This window comes from Stappia sp. P2PMeth1 (assembly GCF_900185735.1).
Taxonomy (GTDB): domain Bacteria; phylum Pseudomonadota; class Alphaproteobacteria; order Rhizobiales; family Stappiaceae; genus Stappia.
On record NZ_FYAW01000017.1, the window covers coordinates 149288 to 167611 of the forward strand.

Sequence of the window (18324 nt, forward strand, 5' to 3'; positions counted from 1 at the left end):
GGGAAGGGAGTGGAGGCCTCGCCTGGAGTCGAACCAGGATTTAGGGAGTTGCAATCCCTTGCGTCGCCATTCCGCCACGAGGCCGCAGGTGTTCCGGAGCGCGTTTCGCTGCGCCGTTCCTGTAGAGAGACCTTATTGCCCTGCTGTTCATAGTTCAATTATAATAATGATATCAATATATATAATATTAAAAGTGGCTAAACGGGCGTTCGGAGCCGGATATTCGGCAGTCATATTGGCAGATGCGTGGTGTATTTGGTTTCTTCGAGGATCACCGTGCTCTGGATTTCGTGCAGGCCCGGCAGCATCACCAGCTTTTCGCGCAACAGGGTCTGGAAGTGATCCATGTCCCGCACCACGACGCGCAGGTTGAAGTCGAACTCGCCGAGCATCAGTTGCACCACCTGGATTTCCGGGATCTTCAGCGCCGCCTCCTGGAACACCGAGATCGACTGGCGGCCATGGCCGGACAGCTTGATGCGCACCAGGATGGTCGCGTCGAAACCGAGCTTGCGGCGGTCGAGGATGATCGAGCGGCCGAGGATCACCTTGTCCTCGATCATCCGGTTGATCCGGCGCGAGCAGGGCGATTGCGACAGGCCGACTCGCTCGGCCACTTCGGTCACCGAGAGGGAGCCGTCCTGCTGCAGCACGCGGAGGATCTTCAGATCGGTATCGTCGAGCGGCTGCATGGTTCAGCTCCGGCTGCGCGACAGCGCGCGAGTTTCATGCGCGATAGTCTATTCGGGCGGCTCAAAAAGACAAGATCAGCCGGAATTCCGGCTCTATAGTGAAGATGCTGGTGAAATGTCGCAGGGAGGAGCGCGATGGCAGCCTGCATGATCGGCTGGGCCCATTCCAGGTTCGGCAAATCGGATGCGGCAGGGGCGGAGGAGCTGATTGCCGAAGTCGTCGGCGACTGTCTCCGGCATGCCGATGTCGGTCCCTCGGAGATCGACGCGATCTTCCTCGGCACCTTCAACAATGGCTTTGCGAAACAGGATTTCCAGGCCTCGCTGGTCGCCCTCGCGGTGCCGGAGCTGCGCTTCACCCCGGCAACGCGGGTGGAAAACGCCTGCGCCACCGGCTCGGCGGCAATCCATGCCGGCCTCCGCCAGATCGAGAGTGGACGTGCCCGCCGCGTACTGGTCGTCGGCGTCGAGAAGATGACCGCGACCCCGACGCCCGAGGTCGGCGACATCCTGCTCGGCGCCTCCTATCGCAAGGAGGAGGCGGAGGTGGAGGGCGGCTTTGCCGGCGTCTTCGCCAACATCGCCCAGGCCTATTTCCAGGCCCATGGCGACCGGCGCGCCAGCCTTGCCCGGATCGCCGCCAAGAACCACGCCAACGGCATGGCCAATCCTTACGCCCATATGCGCAAGCCCTTCGACTTCGACTTCTGCAACGAGGTCTCGGAGAAGAACCCGATCGTCGCCGGCCCGCTGCGCCGCACCGACTGCTCGCTGATCTCCGACGGCGCGGCGGCGATGGTGATCGCCGACACCGATACCGCCCTGACCACCGCCCCGCGCGCGGTGTATTTCCGTGCCGCCGAGCATGTGAACGACTTCCTGCCGCTCAGCCGCCGCTCGAAGACCTCCTTCGAAGGCGCTGCGCGCGCTTGGAATTCTGCCTATGAACGGGCCAAGGTCGGCGTCGCCGATCTCTCCTTCGTCGAGACCCATGACTGTTTCACCATCGCCGAACTGCTGGAATATGAGGCGATGGGTCTGGCCCGCGAGGGCGAGGGCCACCGGATCATCGACGAGGGCATTTCCGCCTTCGGCGGCCGCCTGCCGGTGAACCCGTCCGGCGGGCTGAAGTCCAAGGGCCATCCGATCGGCGCCACCGGCGTCTCGCAGCATGTGATGGCGGCGATGCAGCTTTGCGGCGAAGCCGGCGACATGCAGCTTCCCCGCGCGGAGCTTGCCGGCGTCTTCAACATGGGCGGGGCGGCCGTTGCCAACTATGTCTCGATCCTGGAGCGGCTGAAATGAGGGTGGAAGGCGCCGAGCGCATGTCCAACCGGGTGATGAACCTCGGCGACCTGCTCACCGAGGCCGCCCGCCGCCATCCGGAGCGGCTGGCGGTGGTGCATGGCGAGCGCAGCGTGACCTGGGCGCAGATGAACGCCCGCGTCGATGCCTTTGCCCGTGCGCTCGCCGGGCTCGGCCTCGGCTTCGGCGACAAGGTCATCGTCCAGTCGCGCAACTCGGTCGAGATGTTCGAGACGATGTTCGCGGTGTTCAAGCTCGGCGCCGTCTGGGTGCCGACGAATTTCCGCATCCTGCCGGACGACGTCGCCCATATCGCCAGTTCCTCGCAGGCGAAAGCCATCATCTACGAGCCGGAATTCGCCGCCCATGCCGATGCGGCGCGGGACGCCGGGGCGCGGATCGTCATCTGCATCGGTGAGGGGCGCGACGGCGAGCATGTCCATGCCGATCTGGTGGCGGCGGGGCGCGGCGCGCCCTTGCGGGCAGCGCCGGTCGAGCGGGACGATCCCTGCTGGTTCTTCTTCACCTCGGGCAGCACCGGCAAGCCGAAGGCGGCGGTGCTCGCCCACGGGCAGATGGCCTTCGTCATCACCAACCACCTCGCCGACCTGATGCCGGGCACCACCTCGGACGATGCCTCGCTGGTCGTCGCGCCGCTGTCGCATGGGGCCGGCATTCACCAGCTCATCCAGGTGGCGCGCTGCGTCACCACCGTGCTGACCGCCTCGCGCAGCCTCGACGCCGACGAGGCGTTCCGCCTGATCGAGCGCCACCGCGTCTCCAACATGTTCACCGTGCCGAGCATCCTGACCGCGCTGGTCAGCGACCCGGCGGTGGACCGCTACGACCATTCCTCGCTGCGTCATGTCATCTATGCCGGCGCGCCGATGCTGCGCGAGCACCAGAAGACGGCGCTGCGCAAGCTCGGCCGCTGCCTGGTGCAGTATTTCGGCCTTGGCGAGGTGACCGGCAACATCACCGTGCTGCCGCCGCATCTGCACGATCCGGAAGATGGGCCGGGCGTGCGCGTCGGCACCTGCGGCTATGCCCGCACCGGCATGCAGATCGAGATCCAGGACATGGACGGCAGACCGCTGCCGCCGCTGGAAAACGGCGAGATCTGCGTCATCGGCCCGGCGGTGTTCAACGGTTACTACCGCAACGAGAAGGCCAATGCGGAGGCCTTCCGCGACGGCTGGTTCCGCACCGGCGACATCGGCCATTTCGACGAGAACGGCTTCCTGTTCATCACCGGGCGCGCCTCCGACATGTTCATCTCCGGCGGCTCCAACATCTATCCGCTGGAGATCGAGGAGAAGCTGGTCGCCCATCCGGCCATCGCCGAGGCCTGCGTCGTCGGCATGCCGGACGAGAAATGGGGCGAGGTCGGCGTTGCCGCCATCGTGCTGCAGCCGGGCGCCGAGATCACGCCGGAGCAGCTCAAGGCCGATCTTGCGACCCGTATCGCCGGCTACAAGATCCCCAAGCGCTTCGTCGTCTTCGACGCGCTGCCGCGCTCCGGCTACGGCAAGATCACCAAGAAGACCGTGCGCGAGCTGCTGGAAAGCCGTCTCGCCGAAGCGCCGGTTCTGGAGGGGGCGAGGTGAGGGCGCCCGCCGGTCTTGCCCCTGGACTTACCCGGGGCCTTCCCGCAGCCTCCCGCCTGCTGCGCCAGCCGGGGCCGGTGGCGCGGGAACGGATCACCCTCGGCCGCGATGCCAGGCAGGGCGCGCGCTCCAGTCTGGTGCGCCTTGCCCCCGGCGCGCCGCTGGTCGAGGCGTTCGTGGCGGCGATGCGCGCGGCGACCGGCGGGGAGTGGCGGCCGGCCGCCTTCGAACTGCTGTCGGGGGTACTGGAGCCCTGCATCTACTGCCTTGCCGCGCCCGATCCCGGCGGCGCGCAGGTGGTGACCTATACGCCGATGCGGGACGCCGGCCCTGTTCGCGTCTTTGGCGGGGCGGCGACGCTGGGGATCGGCGCCGACGGCGCGCCGCTGCTGCATTGCCATGCCTGGTTCGCCGAACCGCATGAGGGCCGGGTGTTCGGCGGCCATCTCGACACGGCCGCCAGCCGCATCGGCGGCGAGGGCGTTCGGGTCCGCATGACGGTGTTCGACGGGTTCGACATCCGCCAGCTTCCCGATGCGGAGACCAACCACACCCTGTTCCGGCCGCTGGATCGTTCAGGAGGAGGACAATGAGCGCAGAGGTGATGCTTGTCAGCGGGCGCACCGGCCGCACCGTCTATGCCCGCGTCCACCCCAACGAGGATCTCGTCCAGGCGGTGGAGAAGATCTGCCTCAGCGAGGGGCTCGCCCATTGTTTCCTGCGCGCCGGGCTCGGCAGCCTGACCGATGCCTGCGTCGCCTTTTCCTCCGGCCATATCAAGGTGGTGCGCGGCCCGGCGGTGGAGGTGATCGGCATGAGCGGCATGGTCGAGGCGGATGCGGACGGCACGCCGGTCGCGGTGCTGCACGGCGTGCTCGCCGAGCCGAACGGCGCGATCAGCGGCGGCCGCTTCGTCTCCGGCCACAATCCGGTCTGCGTGACCTTCGAACTGGTGCTGGAAGAGTGGCTGCCGGACGGCGCGCGGTCCTGTCATCCTGGCGAAACGGAACTGGCGGACACAGTCTTGGCGAGAACGGTGGCGGCCGGCGAGGCGCAGGCCGCCGGCATGGGGGGCGCACGCATGGGGGCTGAACGTATGGGGAACTGGGAGACATGAGCGTATGACACTCGGATTACGGTCGCTGGAGGACCGCTGCTATATCGTCACCGGCGGGGCCTCGGGCATCGGCCTTGCCGCCGCCCGCTGGCTGCTGGCGCGCGGCGCCGAGGTCGCCCTGCTCGACATGTCGCGCGAGGCGCTCGACAAGGCGATTGCCGACCTTTCCGCTGAGGGCGACGGCGCCACCGACCGCCTGTTCGGCGCCCGCGCCGACATTCGCGACGAGGGCAGCCTGCAACTCGCCTTCGAGGGCATCCAGGAGCGGTTCGGCCGGCCGCTGTCGGGCCTCGTCAATTCCGCCGGCATCGCCCGCGCCGTGCCGTTCCGCGAGACCGACGCGGAGCTGATGCGCCTGGTGCTCGACGTCAACGTCGTCGGCACCTTCCTCGCCGTGCGCGCCTTCGTGGCGGCCGAGCGCGAGCCGGATGCCGCCATCGTCAACATCGCCTCCGTGTCGGGCCTGATCGGCAATTCGCTGCGCACCGCCTATGGCGCCTCCAAGGGCGCGGTGGTGACGATGACCAAGGTGATGGCGGGCGAACTCACCGCGCTCGGCATCCGCGTCAACGCGGTGGCGCCGGGGCCGATCAGCACGCCGCTGCTCGACGGGCTGCACAGCGATGCCGCGCGCCAGGCCTGGATCGACCGCATTCCGCAGCGCCGCTACGGCGCGCCGGAGGAGGTCGCCGAGGCAATCGGCTTCTTGCTGTCGCCGGCCGCCAGCTTCGTCACCGGCGAGGTGCTGGTGGTCGATGGCGGATTCCTGTCCGCCGGGATTTAGAGGCCGGCGACAGACAACACGAGCTCCCCCGCCGGTTTCGCAAGATGCGGGCCGGCGGATCGCGACGAGCCGGGAGGGGCGTCACGGAACCGCGCCGCAGGTTCCAACGGCCCGCCCGCCCCGCCGCAGGAAAGGCCCGCGTCCCGGAAGGGGCGCGGGCCATTTTCGTTTCAAGGACAGGAAGCGCGGCCCGTGAGGCCGCCCCCGCCGCCGTGCCGTCAGATGTGCAGCGCGTGGCCGAGCGCGGCGAGGCACGCTTCCTGCAAGCCTTCGCTCTGGGTCGGGTGGGCATGGATCACCGCGCCGATGTCGTCGATCCGCGCGCCCATCTCGATGGCGATGGAGAACGCCGCGGAGAGTTCCGAAACGCCGCGGCCGACCGCCTGCAGCCCGAGGATCAAGCCGTCCTCCTTGCGCGCGACGACGCGCACGAAGCCGTCCTCCGCCTCCATCGTCATGGCGCGGCCATTGGCGGCGAAGGGGAACTGCCCCGTCGTCACCGCGCCGCCCTGTTTCTTCGCCTCGTCCGGCGACAGGCCGCAGGTGACGATCTCCGGGTCGGTGAAGCACACCGCCGGGATGCAGCGCTTGTCCCAGCTCCGCGCGTGGCCGGCGACGATCTCGGCCACCATCTCGCCCTGCGCCATGGCGCGGTGCGCCAGCATCGGCTCGCCGGTGACGTCGCCGACGGCGAAGACGCCCTGCATCGAGGTGCGGCAGCGGTCGTCGACGCGCAGGAACGGCCCGTCGGTGGCCAGCCCCAGGCTGGCGATATTGGCGCTGTCGGAGCGCGGCCGGCGGCCGACGGTGACCAGCACCTTGTCGGCGGCGATCTCGCGTTCGCTGCCCTCGGCGCTCTCGACCTTGAGGCCCTTGTCGCCGAGCCCCTTCGCCTTGGTCGCCAGCAGCACCTCGATGCCGAGCGCCTGCAGCGACTTCAGCACGGGGCGGGTGAGGGCGCTGTCATATTGCGGCAGGATCCGCTCGGCCGCCTCGACCACGGTCACCTTTGCGCCGAGTTTGGCGAAGGCGGTGCCGATTTCGAGGCCGATATAGCCGCCGCCGACGACGCAGAGCCTCTCCGGCACGGCGCGCAGCGACAGCGCCTCGCTGGAGCCTATCACCTTGCCGCCGAACGGCAGGAACGGCAGTTCCACCGGCGCCGATCCGGTGGCGATCACCACCTGTTCGGCGCGGATCTGCACGGAAGTGTCGCCGGTCGTCACCTTGACGGTCTTGCCGTCCTGGAAGGTCGCCTTGCCGGCGAACAGCCGCACGCCGGACTTCTTCAAGAGGCCGGCGACGCCGGCATTCAGCCGGGCGACGATGCCGTTCTTCCAGTCGATGGTGGCGGACAGGTCGATCTTCGGCGAAGCCACCGTGATGCCGAGTGGCGAGCTGCCGCCGAACTGCGACAGCTTGTGGAACTCCTCGGCCGCGTGGATCAGCGCCTTGGAGGGGATGCAGCCGACATTGAGGCAGGTGCCGCCCGGCTTCTGCTCGTCGACGATGACGGTGTCGATGCCGAGCTGGCCGGCGCGGATGCCGCAGACATAGCCGCCGGGACCGGCGCCGATGATCAGCAGCTTGCAGGTCATGTCGCTCATGGGCTCAGTCCTCGACGAACATCAGGGCAGGGGTTTCCAGCAGCGACTTCAGCTTCTGGACGAAGACGGCGGCGTCCCAGCCGTCGATCACGCGGTGATCGAAGGAGCAGGAGATGTTCATCACCTTGCGTGGCTGGAACTCCTTGCCGTCCCACAAGGGCCGCACCGCCATCTTGTTGATGCCGACGATCGCCACCTCCGGGTGGTTGATGATCGGCGTCGTGGCGATGGCGCCGAGCGGCCCGAGCGAGGTGATGGTGATGGTCGAGCCGGACAGCTCCTCGCGGCTCGCCTTGCCCTCGCGCGCGGCCTCGGCAAGGCGCACCACTTCGGCCGCGCAGTCCCAGACCGAGCGCGCCTCCGTGTGGCGGGCGACCGGTACGGTCAGCCCCGCCGGCGTCTGCGTGGCGATGCCGATATGCACGGCGTCGTACTGGCGCACCACGCCGGCCTCGTCGTCATAGAGCGCGTTCATCTCCGGCTGCTCGCGCACCGCCATGACGATGGCGCGCATGACGAAGGGCAAGAGGGTCAGCTTGCCGCGGCCCGCCGCATGCACCGCGTTGAGCTGGCCGCGCAGCTCCTCCACGGCGGTGACGTCGACTTCCTCGACGATGGTGATATGCGGGATGCGCGCCTTCGACAGCGCCATCTTCTCGGCGATGCGCCGGCGCATTCCGACCACCTTGATATCGCGGGTGCCGAGCGCCGGCATGCGCCCGCTCTGGCGCGCGGTCGGCGGCCCGTGCTCGATATAGGCGTCGAGATCCTCGTGCAGGATGCGGCCCGCCGGGCCCGATCCGCCGACCATGCGCAGGTCGATGCCGGCGTCCTGGGCGCGCCGGCGCACGGCCGGCGAGGCCAGCGGCTTTTCGCCGGCCGCCAGCGGACGATGCGCGGCCGACGGCCGGCTCGCCTGCGGCTGGGACTGCAATTGGGGCTGGGCCTTGGCTTCGGATTTTTCCTTGGCCGGCGCGGGCTTTTCCGGGGCGGGCGCCTCGGCCTCGGTCTTCGCCGCCGCCGCCTTGGGCGCCTCGGTCGCGGCAGCGTCGTTGCCCTCGCCCTCGACCTCGATCTGGATGAATTTCGCGCCGATGGCGATCACGTCGCCCGGTTCGCCGCACAGCCATACGACTTTGCCGGCAACGGTGGAGGGGATCTCGACGGCGGCCTTGTCGGTCATCACGGTGCCGAGCACGTCCTCGTCCTGGACCTCGTCGCCGATGGCGACGTTCCACTCGGTCAGTTCCGCCTCGGCGATGCCTTCGCCGATATCGGGAAGGGTGATGGTGAAGATACCCATGGACTCAGCCCTCCAGAACCTGCGCGAAGGCGCGCTTGATCCGCTCGGGACCCGGAAAATAGGTCCACTCCTGCGCATGCGGATAAGGCGTGTCCCAGCCCGTCACGCGGACGATCGGCGCCTCCAGATGATAGAAGCAGCTCTCCTGCACCACCGCGCTCAGCTCCGCGCCGAAGCCGGAGGTCTTGGTCGCCTCGTGGATGATGACGCAGCGCCCGGTCTTCTTCACCGAGGCCTCGATGGTCTCCAGATCCAGCGGCAGCAGCGTGCGCAGGTCGATGATCTCCGCGTCGACGCCCGCTTCCTCCGCCGCCGCCTGGGCGACGAAGACCATGGTGCCATAGGCCAGCACGGTCAGCGCCGAGCCTTCCCGGCGGATCTTCGCCTTGCCCAGCGGCACGGTGAAATAGTCCTCGCTGACATCGCCGAGCTCGTGGTTCTTCCACGAGACGACGGGCCGGTCGTGATGGCCGTCGAAGGGGCCGTTATAGAGCCGCTTCGGCTCCAGGAAGATCACCGGATCCGGATCCTCGATGGCGGCGAGCAGCAGGCCCTTGGCATCGCGCGGGTTGGACGGCACCACCACCTTCAGGCCGGCGACATGGGTGAACAGCGCCTCCGGGCTCTGGCTGTGGGTCTGGCCGCCGAAGATGCCGCCGCCCGTCGGCATGCGGATCACCATCGGGCAGGTGAACTGCCCGGCGGAGCGGTGGCGCATGCGCGCCGCCTCGCTGACGATCTGGTCGTAGGCCGGGTACATGTAGTCGGCGAACTGGATCTCGACGACCGGCTTCAGGCCATAGGCGCACATGCCGACGGCGGCGCCGACGATGCCGTTCTCGCTGATCGGCGCGTCGAAGCAGCGGTTGCTGCCGTATTTCTTCTGCAGCCCGGCGGTGCAACGGAAGACGCCGCCGAAATAGCCGACATCCTCGCCGAACACGACGACCCGCTTGTCCCGCTCCATGGCGAGATCGTGGGCGTTGCGGATCGCCTCGATCATGGTCATCCGTGCCATGTCAGAACCCCGCTTCCTGGCGCTGGCGCTGGAGATGCGGCGGCATCTCAGCATAGACATCGTCGAACATCGCCCGCGGCGAGGGCTTGCGCCCGGAGATCAGCGTGCCGTTGGCCTCCGCCTGCTTCTGGCAGGCGCGCACCTCGTCGGTGATCTCGGCCAGCGCCTGGGTGTGGCGCTCCTCCGACCATTCGCCGATGGTGACGAGGTGCCGCTTCAAGCGGTCGATGGGCTCGCCGAGCGGCCAGGCGCTGAACTCCTCCTTCGAGCGATAGGCGGAGGGATCGTCCGAGGTCGAGTGCCCGCCGGCGCGATAGGTGACATGCTCGATCAAGGTCGGGCCAAGGCCCGAGCGGGCCCGCTCCGCCGCCCAGCTCGCCACCGCATGGACGGCGAGATAGTCGTTGCCGTCGACCCGGATCGAGGGGATGCCGAAACCGTGGCCGCGCGCGGCGAAGGTGACGGCGCCGCCCCGCGCCATCCCCTGAAAGGTGGAGATCGCCCACTGGTTGTTGACGATGTTGAGGATCACCGGCGCCTTGTAGCTGGAGGCGAAGACCATCGCGGCGTGGAAATCGCTCTCCGAGGTCGAGCCGTCGCCGATCCAGCCGGCGGCGATCCGCGTGTCGTTGGAAATCGCCGAGGCCATCGCCCAGCCGACCGCCTGGATGAACTGGGTGCCGAGATTGCCCGAGATGGTGAAGAAGCCGTGGTCGCGCGCCGAATACATCACCGGCAGTTGGCGCCCCTTCAGCGGGTCGGCGGCGTTGGAGTAGATCTGGTTCATCATGTCGGTCATCGGATACCCGCCGGCGATCAGCAGCCCCGCCTGCCGGTAGGTGGGGAAGTGCATGTCGCCGTCTTCCAGCGCCATGCGGAAGGCGCAGGAGACCGCTTCCTCGCCCAGATGCTGCATGTAGAAGCTGGTCTTGCCCTGGCGCTGCGCCTTCAGCATCCGCTCGTCGAACTGGCGCAGCGTCATCATGTGGCGCAGGCCCTTGCGCAGCGCCTCGGCGTCCAGCAGCCCGGCCCAGGGGCCGACCGCCTCGCCGGCCTTGTTCAGCACGCGCACGACGGAGAAGGCCATGTCGCGCATGTCCTCCGGCGCCTCGTCGATGGCCGGGCGGCGCACCGCGCCGGCGCGCGGGATCTCGAAATCGGAAAAGTCCGGCGTGTCGCCCGGCCGGCAGCCGGGCTCGGGGACATGCAGGGACAGCGGTCGTGGAGCGGTCATGGAAACTCCTTCGTCGACAGTAGCAATTCCGGTCGGCGCGCCCGGCGCACCGAGGAGCAATTCAGGAACGGTCGCGCTCGGCCAGCATGGCACGGGCGACGATCACGCGCATGATCTCGTTGGTGCCTTCCAGGATCTGGTGCACGCGCAGGTCGCGGACGATCTTCTCGATGCCGTAATCCTCGAGATAGCCGTAACCGCCGAGCATCTGCAGCGCGTCGTTGGCGACGCGGAACGCGGTATCGGTGACGAAGCGCTTGGCCATGGCGCAATATTTGGTGGCGTCGCCCGCGCCCTCATCCAGCTTCCACGCCGCCTGGCGCAGGAACACGCGCGCGGCCTGCAATTCGGTCTCCATGTCGGCGAGGCGGAACTGCAGCCCCTGGAACTGGTCGATGGTCTTGCCGAAGGCCTTGCGCTCGCCCATGTAGCGGGTCGCCGCGGTCAGCGCCCCTTGCGCGCCGCCAAGCGCGCAGGCGGCGATGTTCAGCCGGCCGCCGTCGAGGCCTTTCATCGCATAGGCGAAGCCCTTGCCTTCCTCGCCGAGCAGGTTCTCCGCCGGCACCGCGCAGTCGTCGAACTGCACCTGGGCGGTCGGCTGCGCCTTCCAGCCCATCTTGTGCTCCGCCGCGCCGAAGGAGAGCCCTTCGCTGCCGTCCTCGACCACCAGCGTCGAGATGCCCTTCGGCCCGTCCTCGCCGGTCCGGCACATCACCACATAGACGTCGGAATAGCCGCCGCCGGAGATGAAGGCCTTGCTGCCGTTCAGCACATAGCCCTCGTTCGTGCGCGTCGCGCGGGTGCGCAGCGCCGCCGCGTCCGATCCCGAGCCCGGCTCGGTCAGGCAGTAGGAGGCGATGCTCTCCATCGTCGAGAGCGGGGCGAGGTAGCGCGCGCGCAAGTCTTCGCTGCCATAGGCGGCGATCATGCCGGCGCACATGTTGTGGATCGAGATGAAGGCGGCGACGGAGGGGCAGGCCTCGGCCAGCGCCTCGAAGACCAGCACCGCGTCGAGCCGGGTCAATCCGGTGCCGCCATACTCCTCCGGCACGTAGATCGCGCCGAAGCCGAGTTCGCCCGCCTGGCGCAGCATCTCGCGGGGAATGGTGCCGGCCTTTTCCCAGGCATAGGCATTGGGCGCGATGGCCTGCCGGCCAAAGTCGCGGGCCATGTCGAAAATGAGGGTCTGTTCCTCTGACAGCGCGAAATCCATGGGTGGCGCCTCCCCGCCTGCAATGCCGCCGGCGTCTCGCTGCCCTCGTGGCGGGGCGCGTTCGACTGCCGGGTATTCCGATAGTATTGCCCGCCATGGGCGAAATTTCATGCTGAATTTGCTTCGATTTGACCGAGGAGTGAAATATCCTTCTGCTCTGAGCCGATATGCAGGAGGAAACTGTTGTGCCGCGACAGCTTGATGACATCGACCGCCGTATCCTCAAGGCGCTGGTCGCCAACGGGCGTCTGTCCAACACCGAACTGGCGCGCGAGGTCGGCCTGTCGCCGAGCCCGTGCTGGCAGCGGGTACGGCGGCTGGAGGAGGAGGGGGTGATTTCCGGCTACACGGCGGTGCTCGACCACGAGGCGCTCGGCGTCGGCGAGACGGTGATGATCGAGGTCTCGCTGGAGCGGCACGATCCGGAAGCGCTGGAGGGCTTCGGCAAGGCGATGGCCGAGATCCCGGAGGTGCTGGAGGTCTATCTGATGGCCGGCGACTGCGATTATTTCGTCAAGGTCGCGGCGAGCGGCACCAAGGGGGTGGAGGAGTTCCTGCGCGAGCGGCTGTTCCCGATCCCGGGCCTGCGCCATTCCAAGTCCAGCTTCTCGCTGCGCTGCCTGAAGAAGGTGACGTCCTGCGTTCCCGGCTGAGGCGGGCGCTCACGGCTCGCGGGTCAGCAGGGCGAGCACGAAGACGGCGCCGAGCGAGGTGGTGACGATGCCGATCGGCAGCTCCTGCGGCGCCAGCAGGGTGCGCGCGGCGATGTCGCTGACCAGCAGCAGCGCCGCGCCGGTGATTGCTGCCACCGGCACGAAGCGGCCATGCATCGGCCCGGCGAGCGCGCGGGCGATATGCGGCACCATCAGCCCGACGAAGCCGATGACGCCGCTGATCGACACGAAGGCCGCCGTCGCGAAGGCGCAGACCAGAAACGTGGTGCGCCGCAGCGCCACCACATCGACGCCGAGCGTGCGCGCGGTGTCCTCGCCGGCCAGTAGCGCGTCGAACTTGCGGTGGCGGGCGAAGGCGAAGCCGAGGATCGCGGCAAGGCCGAGGGCTGCGATCGGCAACAGGTCCCAGCGGGCAAGGCCGAGCCCGCCGAGCGTCCAGAACAGCACCGAATGGGCGGCGCGCTGGTCGCCGGCAAAGACCAGGTAATTGGTCAGCGCCATGAACAGGAACGAGACCGCGAGCCCCGCCAGCACCAGCCGCGCCGGCCCCCGGTCGCCGAGCCTTGCGATCAGCACCAGCACGATGCTTGATGCCGCCATGCCGCCGGCAAAGGCGGCGAGCGGCAGCGTCCACAGGCCGAGCAGGTCGCCGGTGACGGTGATCACCAGCACCGCGCCGGCCGCCGCGCCCGAGGACAGGCCGAACAGGAACGGATCGGCGAGGTCGTTGCGCGTCGTCGTCTGCAGCAGGCAGCCGACCGTGCCGAGCCCGGCCCCGACCAGCAGCGCCAGCAGCGCGCGCGGCAGGCGCAGGTCCATGACGATGCGCGCCGTCGGCCCGTCGCCGCCGGCCAGCGCCTCGATCACCGCGCGCATCGGCAGCGGCGTCGAGCCGATGGCAATGGCGGCCACCAGCAGCACGATGACCGCCAGCAGGCCTCCCGTCAGGACCAGCGCCAGCCGCATGGCTCAGAACGCCTGCGGATGCATCGCCCGGGCGAGCTGCTCGATGCCGTCGACATTCGCCGGCCCCGGCGTCAGTTCCTCATAGCGCAGAGGCAGATAGCGGGCGTTCTTGACAGCCTCGGTCTGGCTCATCACCGGATGGGCTTCCAGGAAGGCGCGCAGCTTGTCCGCCCCGCCGCCGTCCTGGTAGTCGAGCAGGATGATGAACTGCGGATCGGCCGCCGCCACCGCCTCCCACGAGGTGGTGCCCCAGCTCGTCTCCATGTCGGCGGTGACGTTGCGCCCGCCGGCGGCCTCGATCATCGCCGTCGGCATGGCATAGCGGCCGGCGGTGAACGGCTTGTCCTCGCCGGAATCGTAGAGGAACACCTTCATGTCGCGGGTCTCGCCGATGCGCTCGGCCAGTTCCCCCATCCGCGCCTTCCAGCCATCGACCAGCGCCTGCGCCTCCGCCTCCTTGCCGAAGATCGTGCCGAGCCGCAGCATGTCGTCATAGAGCAGGTCGAGCGAGGCGGCGGGCCGCGCCTTGTCGAGATGGATGCAGCTTTCGGTGAGGATCAGCGTCTTGATGCCGTGCGGCGCCAGCGTGTCGGGGGTGACGTCGCCGCCCGGCTTCATGCCGTAATACCAGCCGGCGAAGAACAGGTCCGGGCTGGCGGCGACGAGGTTTTCCAGCGTCGGATATTTCGGCGCGATCTCGGGGATGTCGCCGCGCTTGCGCTCGAACTCCTCGCTGGTCTTGTACCAGCCGCTGATGCCGCTGACGCCGACCATCCGGTCCTGCAGGCCGAGCGCGAAGGCCATCTCGCTCATGTTGATGTCCTGCACCACCATGCGCTCTGGCGCCGCCTCGAAGGTCAGCGGCGTGCCGCAATTGTCGACGGTGACGGGAAAGGCGAGCGCCGGCGCGGCAAACGTCATCGCAGTGGCGAACAGGGTCAGGCGCTTGAGAGCATAGGTCTTCATGGGGGACAGACTCCTCGTGAGGATGAAAAACCGTGAAACGTCAGAGAAAAGGGGAGGGCGCGGCTCAGCCGCGCGTTGCCACCGCCCGCAGATGCGGAGCGCTGGATGCGGCCGGGACGGCTGCGTCGCCCGGCAAGGTGCCCGCGCCGAACCGCCCCTCGATGGGGATGTCCAGCACGCTGATCTGGCGCGCCTCCACCGGATGCGGCATCCGGTAGAGGTCGACGCTGAACACCGCGCGCACCCGCTCGCTCGACAGCACCTCGACCGGATGGCCGTGCGCGACGAGCTGCCCGCCCTGGATCAGTGCCACATGGCTGGCGAAGGCCTCGATCAGGGTCAGGTCGTGCAGCGCCGCGACCACCGCGATGCCGAGGCCGGAGACGAGGCTGAGCAATTCGCCGCGCGCCAGCGGATCGAGATGGTTGGTCGGCTCGTCCAGCACCAGCAGGCGCGGGCGCTGGCAGACGGCGCGGGCGATCTTCGCCCGCTGGCGTTCGCCGCCGGAAATCTCGCCCATCCGCCGGCCGGAAAGCCGCGTCAGGTCGGCGAGCGCCAGCGCCTCGTCGGTCGCGCGGGCGCCGGCCTCGCGCCCGCCGGCGCGGTGATGCGGCAGGTGGCCGAGCGAGACATATTGCGAGACGGTCAGCCGGTCGCAGCTTTCCTCGCTCTGGCCGACATAGGCGATGACGCGGGCGCGCTCGGTGATCGGCACGTCGCGATACGGCCGGCCGCCGAGCCGCATCTCGCCGCCGGTCGGCTCGCTCAGCCCGGCGATCAGCCGGATCAAGGTCGACTTGCCGGCGCCGTTCGGCCCGGCAAGGACGAGGATCTCGCCGTCATGCACATGCAGCGAGAGGTCGGAGAGGAGCGCATCCGCGCCGCGCGGCCGGTAGCCGACCTTTCGCAGCTCCAGCACCACCGGGGTTCCGCTGCGATGGCTCATGCGCCGTCCCTCCGGTCCGCTGCCCCGAGGGCGGGAGCGGGGAGGGCCGGCATCCGCGCCAGCGTCTTGCCCTTCAGCCCCTCGGGCCGCTGCAGCGACGAGCACCAGCCGTCATCCAGCTCGGCATATTGCCGGGCGAAGGCGAGGAGCGTTGCCACGTCGCGCGCCGGCTCGATGTCGCCGAAGAGATAGCTCGCCTTGCCCTCGGCCTGATAGGCGACCGTGCAGGGGTGCGAGCAGCCGGCCATGCAGGCCGCGCCCGCCACCTCGAACGGCGCGGCGCTGTCCCCGGCAAGCGCGGCGCTCAAGGTCTCGATCAGGTGAAGGCCCGGCTGCTCGCGCGTTTGCGGATCGCGGCAGGTGGTGCACACGGTGATGCGGTGCCGGCGCGGCAGGCTGCGGGTAAGGGCCGCCGATGGGCCGAAGAGGGATTCGTTGCGTGTCATGGCTACCTTCCCGGAACACCCCGTCCGGTTGTCGTTGCGGGAGATGGCAGGTCTCCTGGCTCGCGGGTCCGGCCCGGCCGCGCCTTCCCGCCCGGCTTTCGGGCAGTGGCATCGTGCGGCAGGGCCTGGGCCATTCGTCCCGTTGAAGGACGTCGGCCCCGGCCGCTTACAGTTGCGGGGGCAGCCACGGTCTTGGCCCCTGATGGGTACGCCGCACCGTGTTCCCTTTTCATGCCTCCGGCGCTTCGGCCTTCGGCAACCATCGCCGCCAAACTGGCAGATGACGGGCACCGCATCAAGACCAATCGCCGAAGGCCGACCGCAGCGCCGGTTTAGGTCAGGACCGGTTCAGGCCGCCGCGCTGCCCCAGGCGGGGAACGGGTCGTCGAGCCCGGTCCACTCTTCCGGGTGGAAGCCGTCCGCCCCGACCAACGCCGCGTCGAGTTCCGTGCGGATCGCCGCTTCATCCATGCCGCTCGTGCCGATGAAGACGATCTCCTGCCGCCGGTCGCCCCACACCGGATGCATGTAGGGCTCCATCGCCCGCCGCCAGTCCGGCGAATCCGGCCAGTGCTTGCGCGGCACCGCCGACCACCACAGCCCGCGCTTTTCGGTGGTGACGAAGGCGCCCGCCTGGCTGATCTCGCCGACGAAATGCGGCCGGGTCGCCAGCCAGAAGAAGCCCTTGGCGCGGATCACCCCCGGCCAGCTCTTCTGCACGAAGCGGTTCAGCGCGCGCGGCGCGAAGGGCTGGCGTGCCCGGTAGACGAAGGAGCGGATGCCGTATTCCTCCGTTTCCGGCACATGGTCGGCGAACCCGTTCAGCTCCTTGAACCACAGCGGATGCTCATGCGCCTTGTCGAAGTCGAAGCGGCCGGTGCCGAGCACGTCGCGCAAGGGAACGGCGGAGCGGTCGGTCTCCATCACCACCGCGTCCGGGTTCAGTCCGCGCACGATCTGGCGCGCGGCGGCAAGGTCCTGCGGGCGGGCATCGCTCACCTTGTTGAGGATGATCGTGTCGGCGAACTCGATCTGGTCGACGAGCAGGTCGACCAGGGTGCGCTCGTCGTCCTCGCCGAGCGATTCGCCGCGATCGGTGAGGAAGTCGGTGGAGCCGTAGTCCTTCAGCAGGCTCGCCGCATCCACCACCGTCACCATCGAATCGAGCCGCGCCACGTCGCTCAGGCTCTCGCCATGCTCGTCGCGGAACTCGAAGGTCGAGGCGACCGGCAGCGGCTCGGCAATGCCGGTGGATTCGATCACCAGATGGTCGAAGCGGCCTTCGCCGGCCAGCGTCTTGACCTCGCGCAACAGGTCCTCGCGCAGCGTGCAGCAGATGCAGCCATTGGTCATTTCGACCAGCCGCTCCTGGGTGCGCGAGACGTTGCCGCCGCCCTCGCGCACCAGGCTGGCGTCGATATTCACCTCGCTCATGTCGTTGACGATGACGGCGACACGCAGCCCTTCGCGGTTGTTGAGAATGTGGTTGAGCAGGGTGGTCTTGCCGGCGCCCAGAAAGCCGGACAGCACGGTAACGGGGAGGCGATTGTCCATCGTGAAAGAAGCTCCTGGCTGGTCGCGGGCCGGCAGGGGGCGCCGGCCCGCAATGGCGTGTCGGTCGGGCCCGGTCAGTGCTCGTGGTGGCCGAGGTTGAACGAGAGCGTGGAGAAATGGCTGATCCTGTCGGCCTTCTCCGGCTCGTCGGGCGCCTCGATGGCGGACACGGCGACGACGTTCAGCCCGTTGTTGCGCACCACGATGGTGGCCTTGCCGTCGGCGCCCGTGCGCACCGGCTCGGCCTCGGAGTCGGTGGTGTATTCCGTCGTCACCGGCGCATTGGCGAGCGGTTCGCCGTTCAGCAGCACCAGCACCTCCAGCGGATCGCCGGCATGCAGCTCCGTCGGGTCCTTGGCCGGCACGATCTCCAGCCTCAGCCCCTTGGGCAGGGCGGCGTCATGGGTGTGGCGCAGGATCGCCACCGTGTGCTTCAGCGAGCGCGAGGCCTGCTTGGCGCCGGGCACCTCGGACTTGGGCTTGTTGACCCATTTGCCGTCCGCTCCCTGGCTCCAATAGCCGTTGTCCATCGTCGCGATCAGGACCGGTGCCCGCTCGGGCATCGGCACCAGGGCATGGGTCTCCCGGTTCACCGGAGTGACCGGCACCGCCTGTTCGCCGTCATGGGCGGCAACGGCGGTGATCTTGGCCGGGTCGTAGGCCTCGTCGGAGGCGCCGTGGCCGTAGACGATGGCAAGCTCGCCGTGACGCTGGGCGATCCAGATGCCGTGCGCCACCGCGTCGACGGCGCTGCCGGCGAACAGCAGCAGGGCGGCGGTTGCAAGAAGGGTGCGTTTCATTTTGTCCTCGTATGTTATTACATAACAGTGGTGGTACCAAAAAAAGGCGGCCTAAACCGCAACGACCTCCCATCCCCTCGGCCGTCACCCCG

Annotated in this window: 18 protein-coding genes, 1 tRNA gene and 1 riboswitch; of the genes, 6 read left to right on the top strand and 13 right to left on the bottom strand. The window is 68.5% G+C overall.

Annotated features, from left to right (window positions below; translation table 11 throughout):
• Positions 1 to 10 precede the first annotated feature (10 nt).
• Positions 11 to 84, bottom strand: a tRNA-Cys gene (locus P2PM1_RS09635).
• A 146-nt stretch (positions 85 to 230) separates the two neighbouring features.
• Positions 231 to 692, bottom strand: a complete 462-nt coding sequence (locus P2PM1_RS09640) for an Lrp/AsnC family transcriptional regulator (RefSeq protein WP_186389682.1) — start codon at positions 690 to 692, stop codon at positions 231 to 233.
• A 135-nt stretch (positions 693 to 827) separates the two neighbouring features.
• Here P2PM1_RS09640 and P2PM1_RS09645 point away from each other — a divergent pair, with 135 nt between their 5' ends.
• From P2PM1_RS09645 to P2PM1_RS09665, 5 genes are read left to right on the top strand one after another with little or no spacing between them, the layout of a single operon-like run.
• Positions 828 to 1997: an acetyl-CoA acetyltransferase gene (locus tag P2PM1_RS09645; RefSeq protein WP_186389681.1), complete on the top strand. Its 1170-nt coding sequence runs from the start codon at positions 828 to 830 to the stop codon at positions 1995 to 1997.
• Positions 1994 to 3604 carry an acyl-CoA synthetase gene (locus P2PM1_RS09650; protein ID WP_186398911.1) on the top strand — a complete coding sequence of 537 codons (1611 nt, stop codon included), beginning with the start codon at positions 1994 to 1996 and terminating at the stop codon, positions 3602 to 3604. Before P2PM1_RS09645 ends, P2PM1_RS09650 begins: the two co-directional genes overlap by 4 nt.
• Complete coding sequence (locus P2PM1_RS09655; RefSeq protein WP_186398912.1) at positions 3601 to 4197, top strand: DUF296 domain-containing protein; 597 nt, start codon at positions 3601 to 3603, stop codon at positions 4195 to 4197. Before P2PM1_RS09650 ends, P2PM1_RS09655 begins: the two co-directional genes overlap by 4 nt.
• On the top strand, positions 4194 to 4721 hold the full coding sequence (locus tag P2PM1_RS09660) for a PPC domain-containing DNA-binding protein (RefSeq protein ID WP_186398913.1): 528 nt from the start codon (positions 4194 to 4196) through the stop codon (positions 4719 to 4721). Before P2PM1_RS09655 ends, P2PM1_RS09660 begins: the two co-directional genes overlap by 4 nt.
• 4 nt (positions 4722 to 4725) lie before the next feature.
• Positions 4726 to 5505 carry an SDR family NAD(P)-dependent oxidoreductase gene (locus tag P2PM1_RS09665; RefSeq protein ID WP_186398914.1) on the top strand — a complete coding sequence of 260 codons (780 nt, stop codon included), beginning with the start codon at positions 4726 to 4728 and terminating at the stop codon, positions 5503 to 5505.
• 218 nt (positions 5506 to 5723) lie between these two features.
• Here the strand turns inward: P2PM1_RS09665 and lpdA are convergent, their stop codons facing one another.
• From lpdA to P2PM1_RS09690, 5 genes are all read right to left on the bottom strand, one after another.
• Positions 5724 to 7112 carry a dihydrolipoyl dehydrogenase gene (lpdA, locus tag P2PM1_RS09670; protein ID WP_186398915.1) on the bottom strand — a complete coding sequence of 463 codons (1389 nt, stop codon included), beginning with the start codon at positions 7110 to 7112 and terminating at the stop codon, positions 5724 to 5726.
• 4 nt (positions 7113 to 7116) lie between these two features.
• Positions 7117 to 8415 (bottom strand): dihydrolipoamide acetyltransferase family protein, encoded by a 1299-nt coding sequence (locus tag P2PM1_RS09675; protein ID WP_186398916.1) that lies wholly within the window; start codon positions 8413 to 8415, stop codon positions 7117 to 7119.
• Between the two features lie 4 nt (positions 8416 to 8419).
• Positions 8420 to 9433, bottom strand: coding sequence for an alpha-ketoacid dehydrogenase subunit beta (locus P2PM1_RS09680; protein ID WP_186389674.1), 1014 nt, complete (start codon positions 9431 to 9433; stop codon positions 8420 to 8422).
• 1 nt (position 9434) lies between these two features.
• On the bottom strand, positions 9435 to 10667 hold the full coding sequence (locus tag P2PM1_RS09685) for a 3-methyl-2-oxobutanoate dehydrogenase (2-methylpropanoyl-transferring) subunit alpha (protein WP_186389673.1): 1233 nt from the start codon (positions 10665 to 10667) through the stop codon (positions 9435 to 9437).
• Between the two features lie 61 nt (positions 10668 to 10728).
• The gene (locus P2PM1_RS09690) at positions 10729 to 11880 is read right to left on the bottom strand and encodes an acyl-CoA dehydrogenase family protein (protein WP_186398917.1); all 1152 of its coding nucleotides are present in this window, start codon (positions 11878 to 11880) and stop codon (positions 10729 to 10731) included.
• 167 nt (positions 11881 to 12047) lie between these two features.
• Between P2PM1_RS09690 and P2PM1_RS09695 the strand changes: the two genes are divergently transcribed.
• Positions 12048 to 12533: an Lrp/AsnC family transcriptional regulator gene (locus P2PM1_RS09695; protein ID WP_186389671.1), complete on the top strand. Its 486-nt coding sequence runs from the start codon at positions 12048 to 12050 to the stop codon at positions 12531 to 12533.
• Between the two features lie 9 nt (positions 12534 to 12542).
• On the opposite strand, the gene P2PM1_RS09700 is transcribed toward P2PM1_RS09695, so the two are convergent.
• From P2PM1_RS09700 to P2PM1_RS09725, 6 genes are all read right to left on the bottom strand, one after another.
• Complete coding sequence (locus tag P2PM1_RS09700) at positions 12543 to 13520, bottom strand: iron ABC transporter permease (protein WP_186398918.1); 978 nt, start codon at positions 13518 to 13520, stop codon at positions 12543 to 12545.
• Positions 13521 to 13523: 3 nt separating this feature from the next.
• Complete coding sequence (locus P2PM1_RS09705) at positions 13524 to 14486, bottom strand: ABC transporter substrate-binding protein (protein WP_186398919.1); 963 nt, start codon at positions 14484 to 14486, stop codon at positions 13524 to 13526.
• 64 nt (positions 14487 to 14550) lie between these two features.
• A complete protein-coding gene (locus P2PM1_RS09710; protein WP_186398920.1) occupies positions 14551 to 15432 on the bottom strand; it encodes an ABC transporter ATP-binding protein in 882 nt (293 codons plus the stop codon).
• A complete protein-coding gene (locus P2PM1_RS09715; RefSeq protein WP_186398921.1) occupies positions 15429 to 15878 on the bottom strand; it encodes a DUF1636 domain-containing protein in 450 nt (149 codons plus the stop codon). Before P2PM1_RS09715 ends, P2PM1_RS09710 begins: the two co-directional genes overlap by 4 nt.
• Before the next feature lie 27 nt (positions 15879 to 15905).
• A riboswitch (cobalamin riboswitch) is annotated at positions 15906 to 16157 on the bottom strand.
• Positions 16158 to 16226: 69 nt separating this feature from the next.
• On the bottom strand, positions 16227 to 17432 hold the full coding sequence (locus P2PM1_RS09720) for a GTP-binding protein (RefSeq protein WP_186398922.1): 1206 nt from the start codon (positions 17430 to 17432) through the stop codon (positions 16227 to 16229).
• A 74-nt stretch (positions 17433 to 17506) separates the two neighbouring features.
• Positions 17507 to 18232 (bottom strand): DUF4198 domain-containing protein, encoded by a 726-nt coding sequence (locus P2PM1_RS09725; protein WP_186398923.1) that lies wholly within the window; start codon positions 18230 to 18232, stop codon positions 17507 to 17509.
• Positions 18233 to 18324: the final 92 nt, after the last annotated feature.

What these genes read in the sequence shown, in the direction of transcription:
- P2PM1_RS09640 (WP_186389682.1), bottom strand. Translation starts at nt 692, where the DNA reads ATGCAGCCGCTCGACGATACCGATCTGAAGATCCTCCGCGTGCTGCAG.
- P2PM1_RS09645 (WP_186389681.1), top strand. Translation starts at nt 828, where the DNA reads ATGGCAGCCTGCATGATCGGCTGGGCCCATTCCAGGTTCGGCAAATCG.
- P2PM1_RS09650 (WP_186398911.1), top strand. Translation starts at nt 1,994, where the DNA reads ATGAGGGTGGAAGGCGCCGAGCGCATGTCCAACCGGGTGATGAACCTC.
- P2PM1_RS09660 (WP_186398913.1), top strand. Translation starts at nt 4,194, where the DNA reads ATGAGCGCAGAGGTGATGCTTGTCAGCGGGCGCACCGGCCGCACCGTC.
- P2PM1_RS09665 (WP_186398914.1), top strand. Translation starts at nt 4,726, where the DNA reads ATGACACTCGGATTACGGTCGCTGGAGGACCGCTGCTATATCGTCACC.
- lpdA (WP_186398915.1), bottom strand. Translation starts at nt 7,112, where the DNA reads ATGAGCGACATGACCTGCAAGCTGCTGATCATCGGCGCCGGTCCCGGC.
- P2PM1_RS09675 (WP_186398916.1), bottom strand. Translation starts at nt 8,415, where the DNA reads ATGGGTATCTTCACCATCACCCTTCCCGATATCGGCGAAGGCATCGCC.
- P2PM1_RS09680 (WP_186389674.1), bottom strand. Translation starts at nt 9,433, where the DNA reads ATGGCACGGATGACCATGATCGAGGCGATCCGCAACGCCCACGATCTC.
- P2PM1_RS09685 (WP_186389673.1), bottom strand. Translation starts at nt 10,667, where the DNA reads ATGACCGCTCCACGACCGCTGTCCCTGCATGTCCCCGAGCCCGGCTGC.
- P2PM1_RS09690 (WP_186398917.1), bottom strand. Translation starts at nt 11,880, where the DNA reads ATGGATTTCGCGCTGTCAGAGGAACAGACCCTCATTTTCGACATGGCC.
- P2PM1_RS09695 (WP_186389671.1), top strand. Translation starts at nt 12,048, where the DNA reads ATGCAGGAGGAAACTGTTGTGCCGCGACAGCTTGATGACATCGACCGC.
- P2PM1_RS09700 (WP_186398918.1), bottom strand. Translation starts at nt 13,520, where the DNA reads ATGCGGCTGGCGCTGGTCCTGACGGGAGGCCTGCTGGCGGTCATCGTG.
- P2PM1_RS09705 (WP_186398919.1), bottom strand. Translation starts at nt 14,486, where the DNA reads ATGAAGACCTATGCTCTCAAGCGCCTGACCCTGTTCGCCACTGCGATG.
- P2PM1_RS09710 (WP_186398920.1), bottom strand. Translation starts at nt 15,432, where the DNA reads ATGAGCCATCGCAGCGGAACCCCGGTGGTGCTGGAGCTGCGAAAGGTC.
- P2PM1_RS09715 (WP_186398921.1), bottom strand. Translation starts at nt 15,878, where the DNA reads ATGACACGCAACGAATCCCTCTTCGGCCCATCGGCGGCCCTTACCCGC.
- P2PM1_RS09720 (WP_186398922.1), bottom strand. Translation starts at nt 17,432, where the DNA reads ATGGACAATCGCCTCCCCGTTACCGTGCTGTCCGGCTTTCTGGGCGCC.
- P2PM1_RS09725 (WP_186398923.1), bottom strand. Translation starts at nt 18,232, where the DNA reads ATGAAACGCACCCTTCTTGCAACCGCCGCCCTGCTGCTGTTCGCCGGC.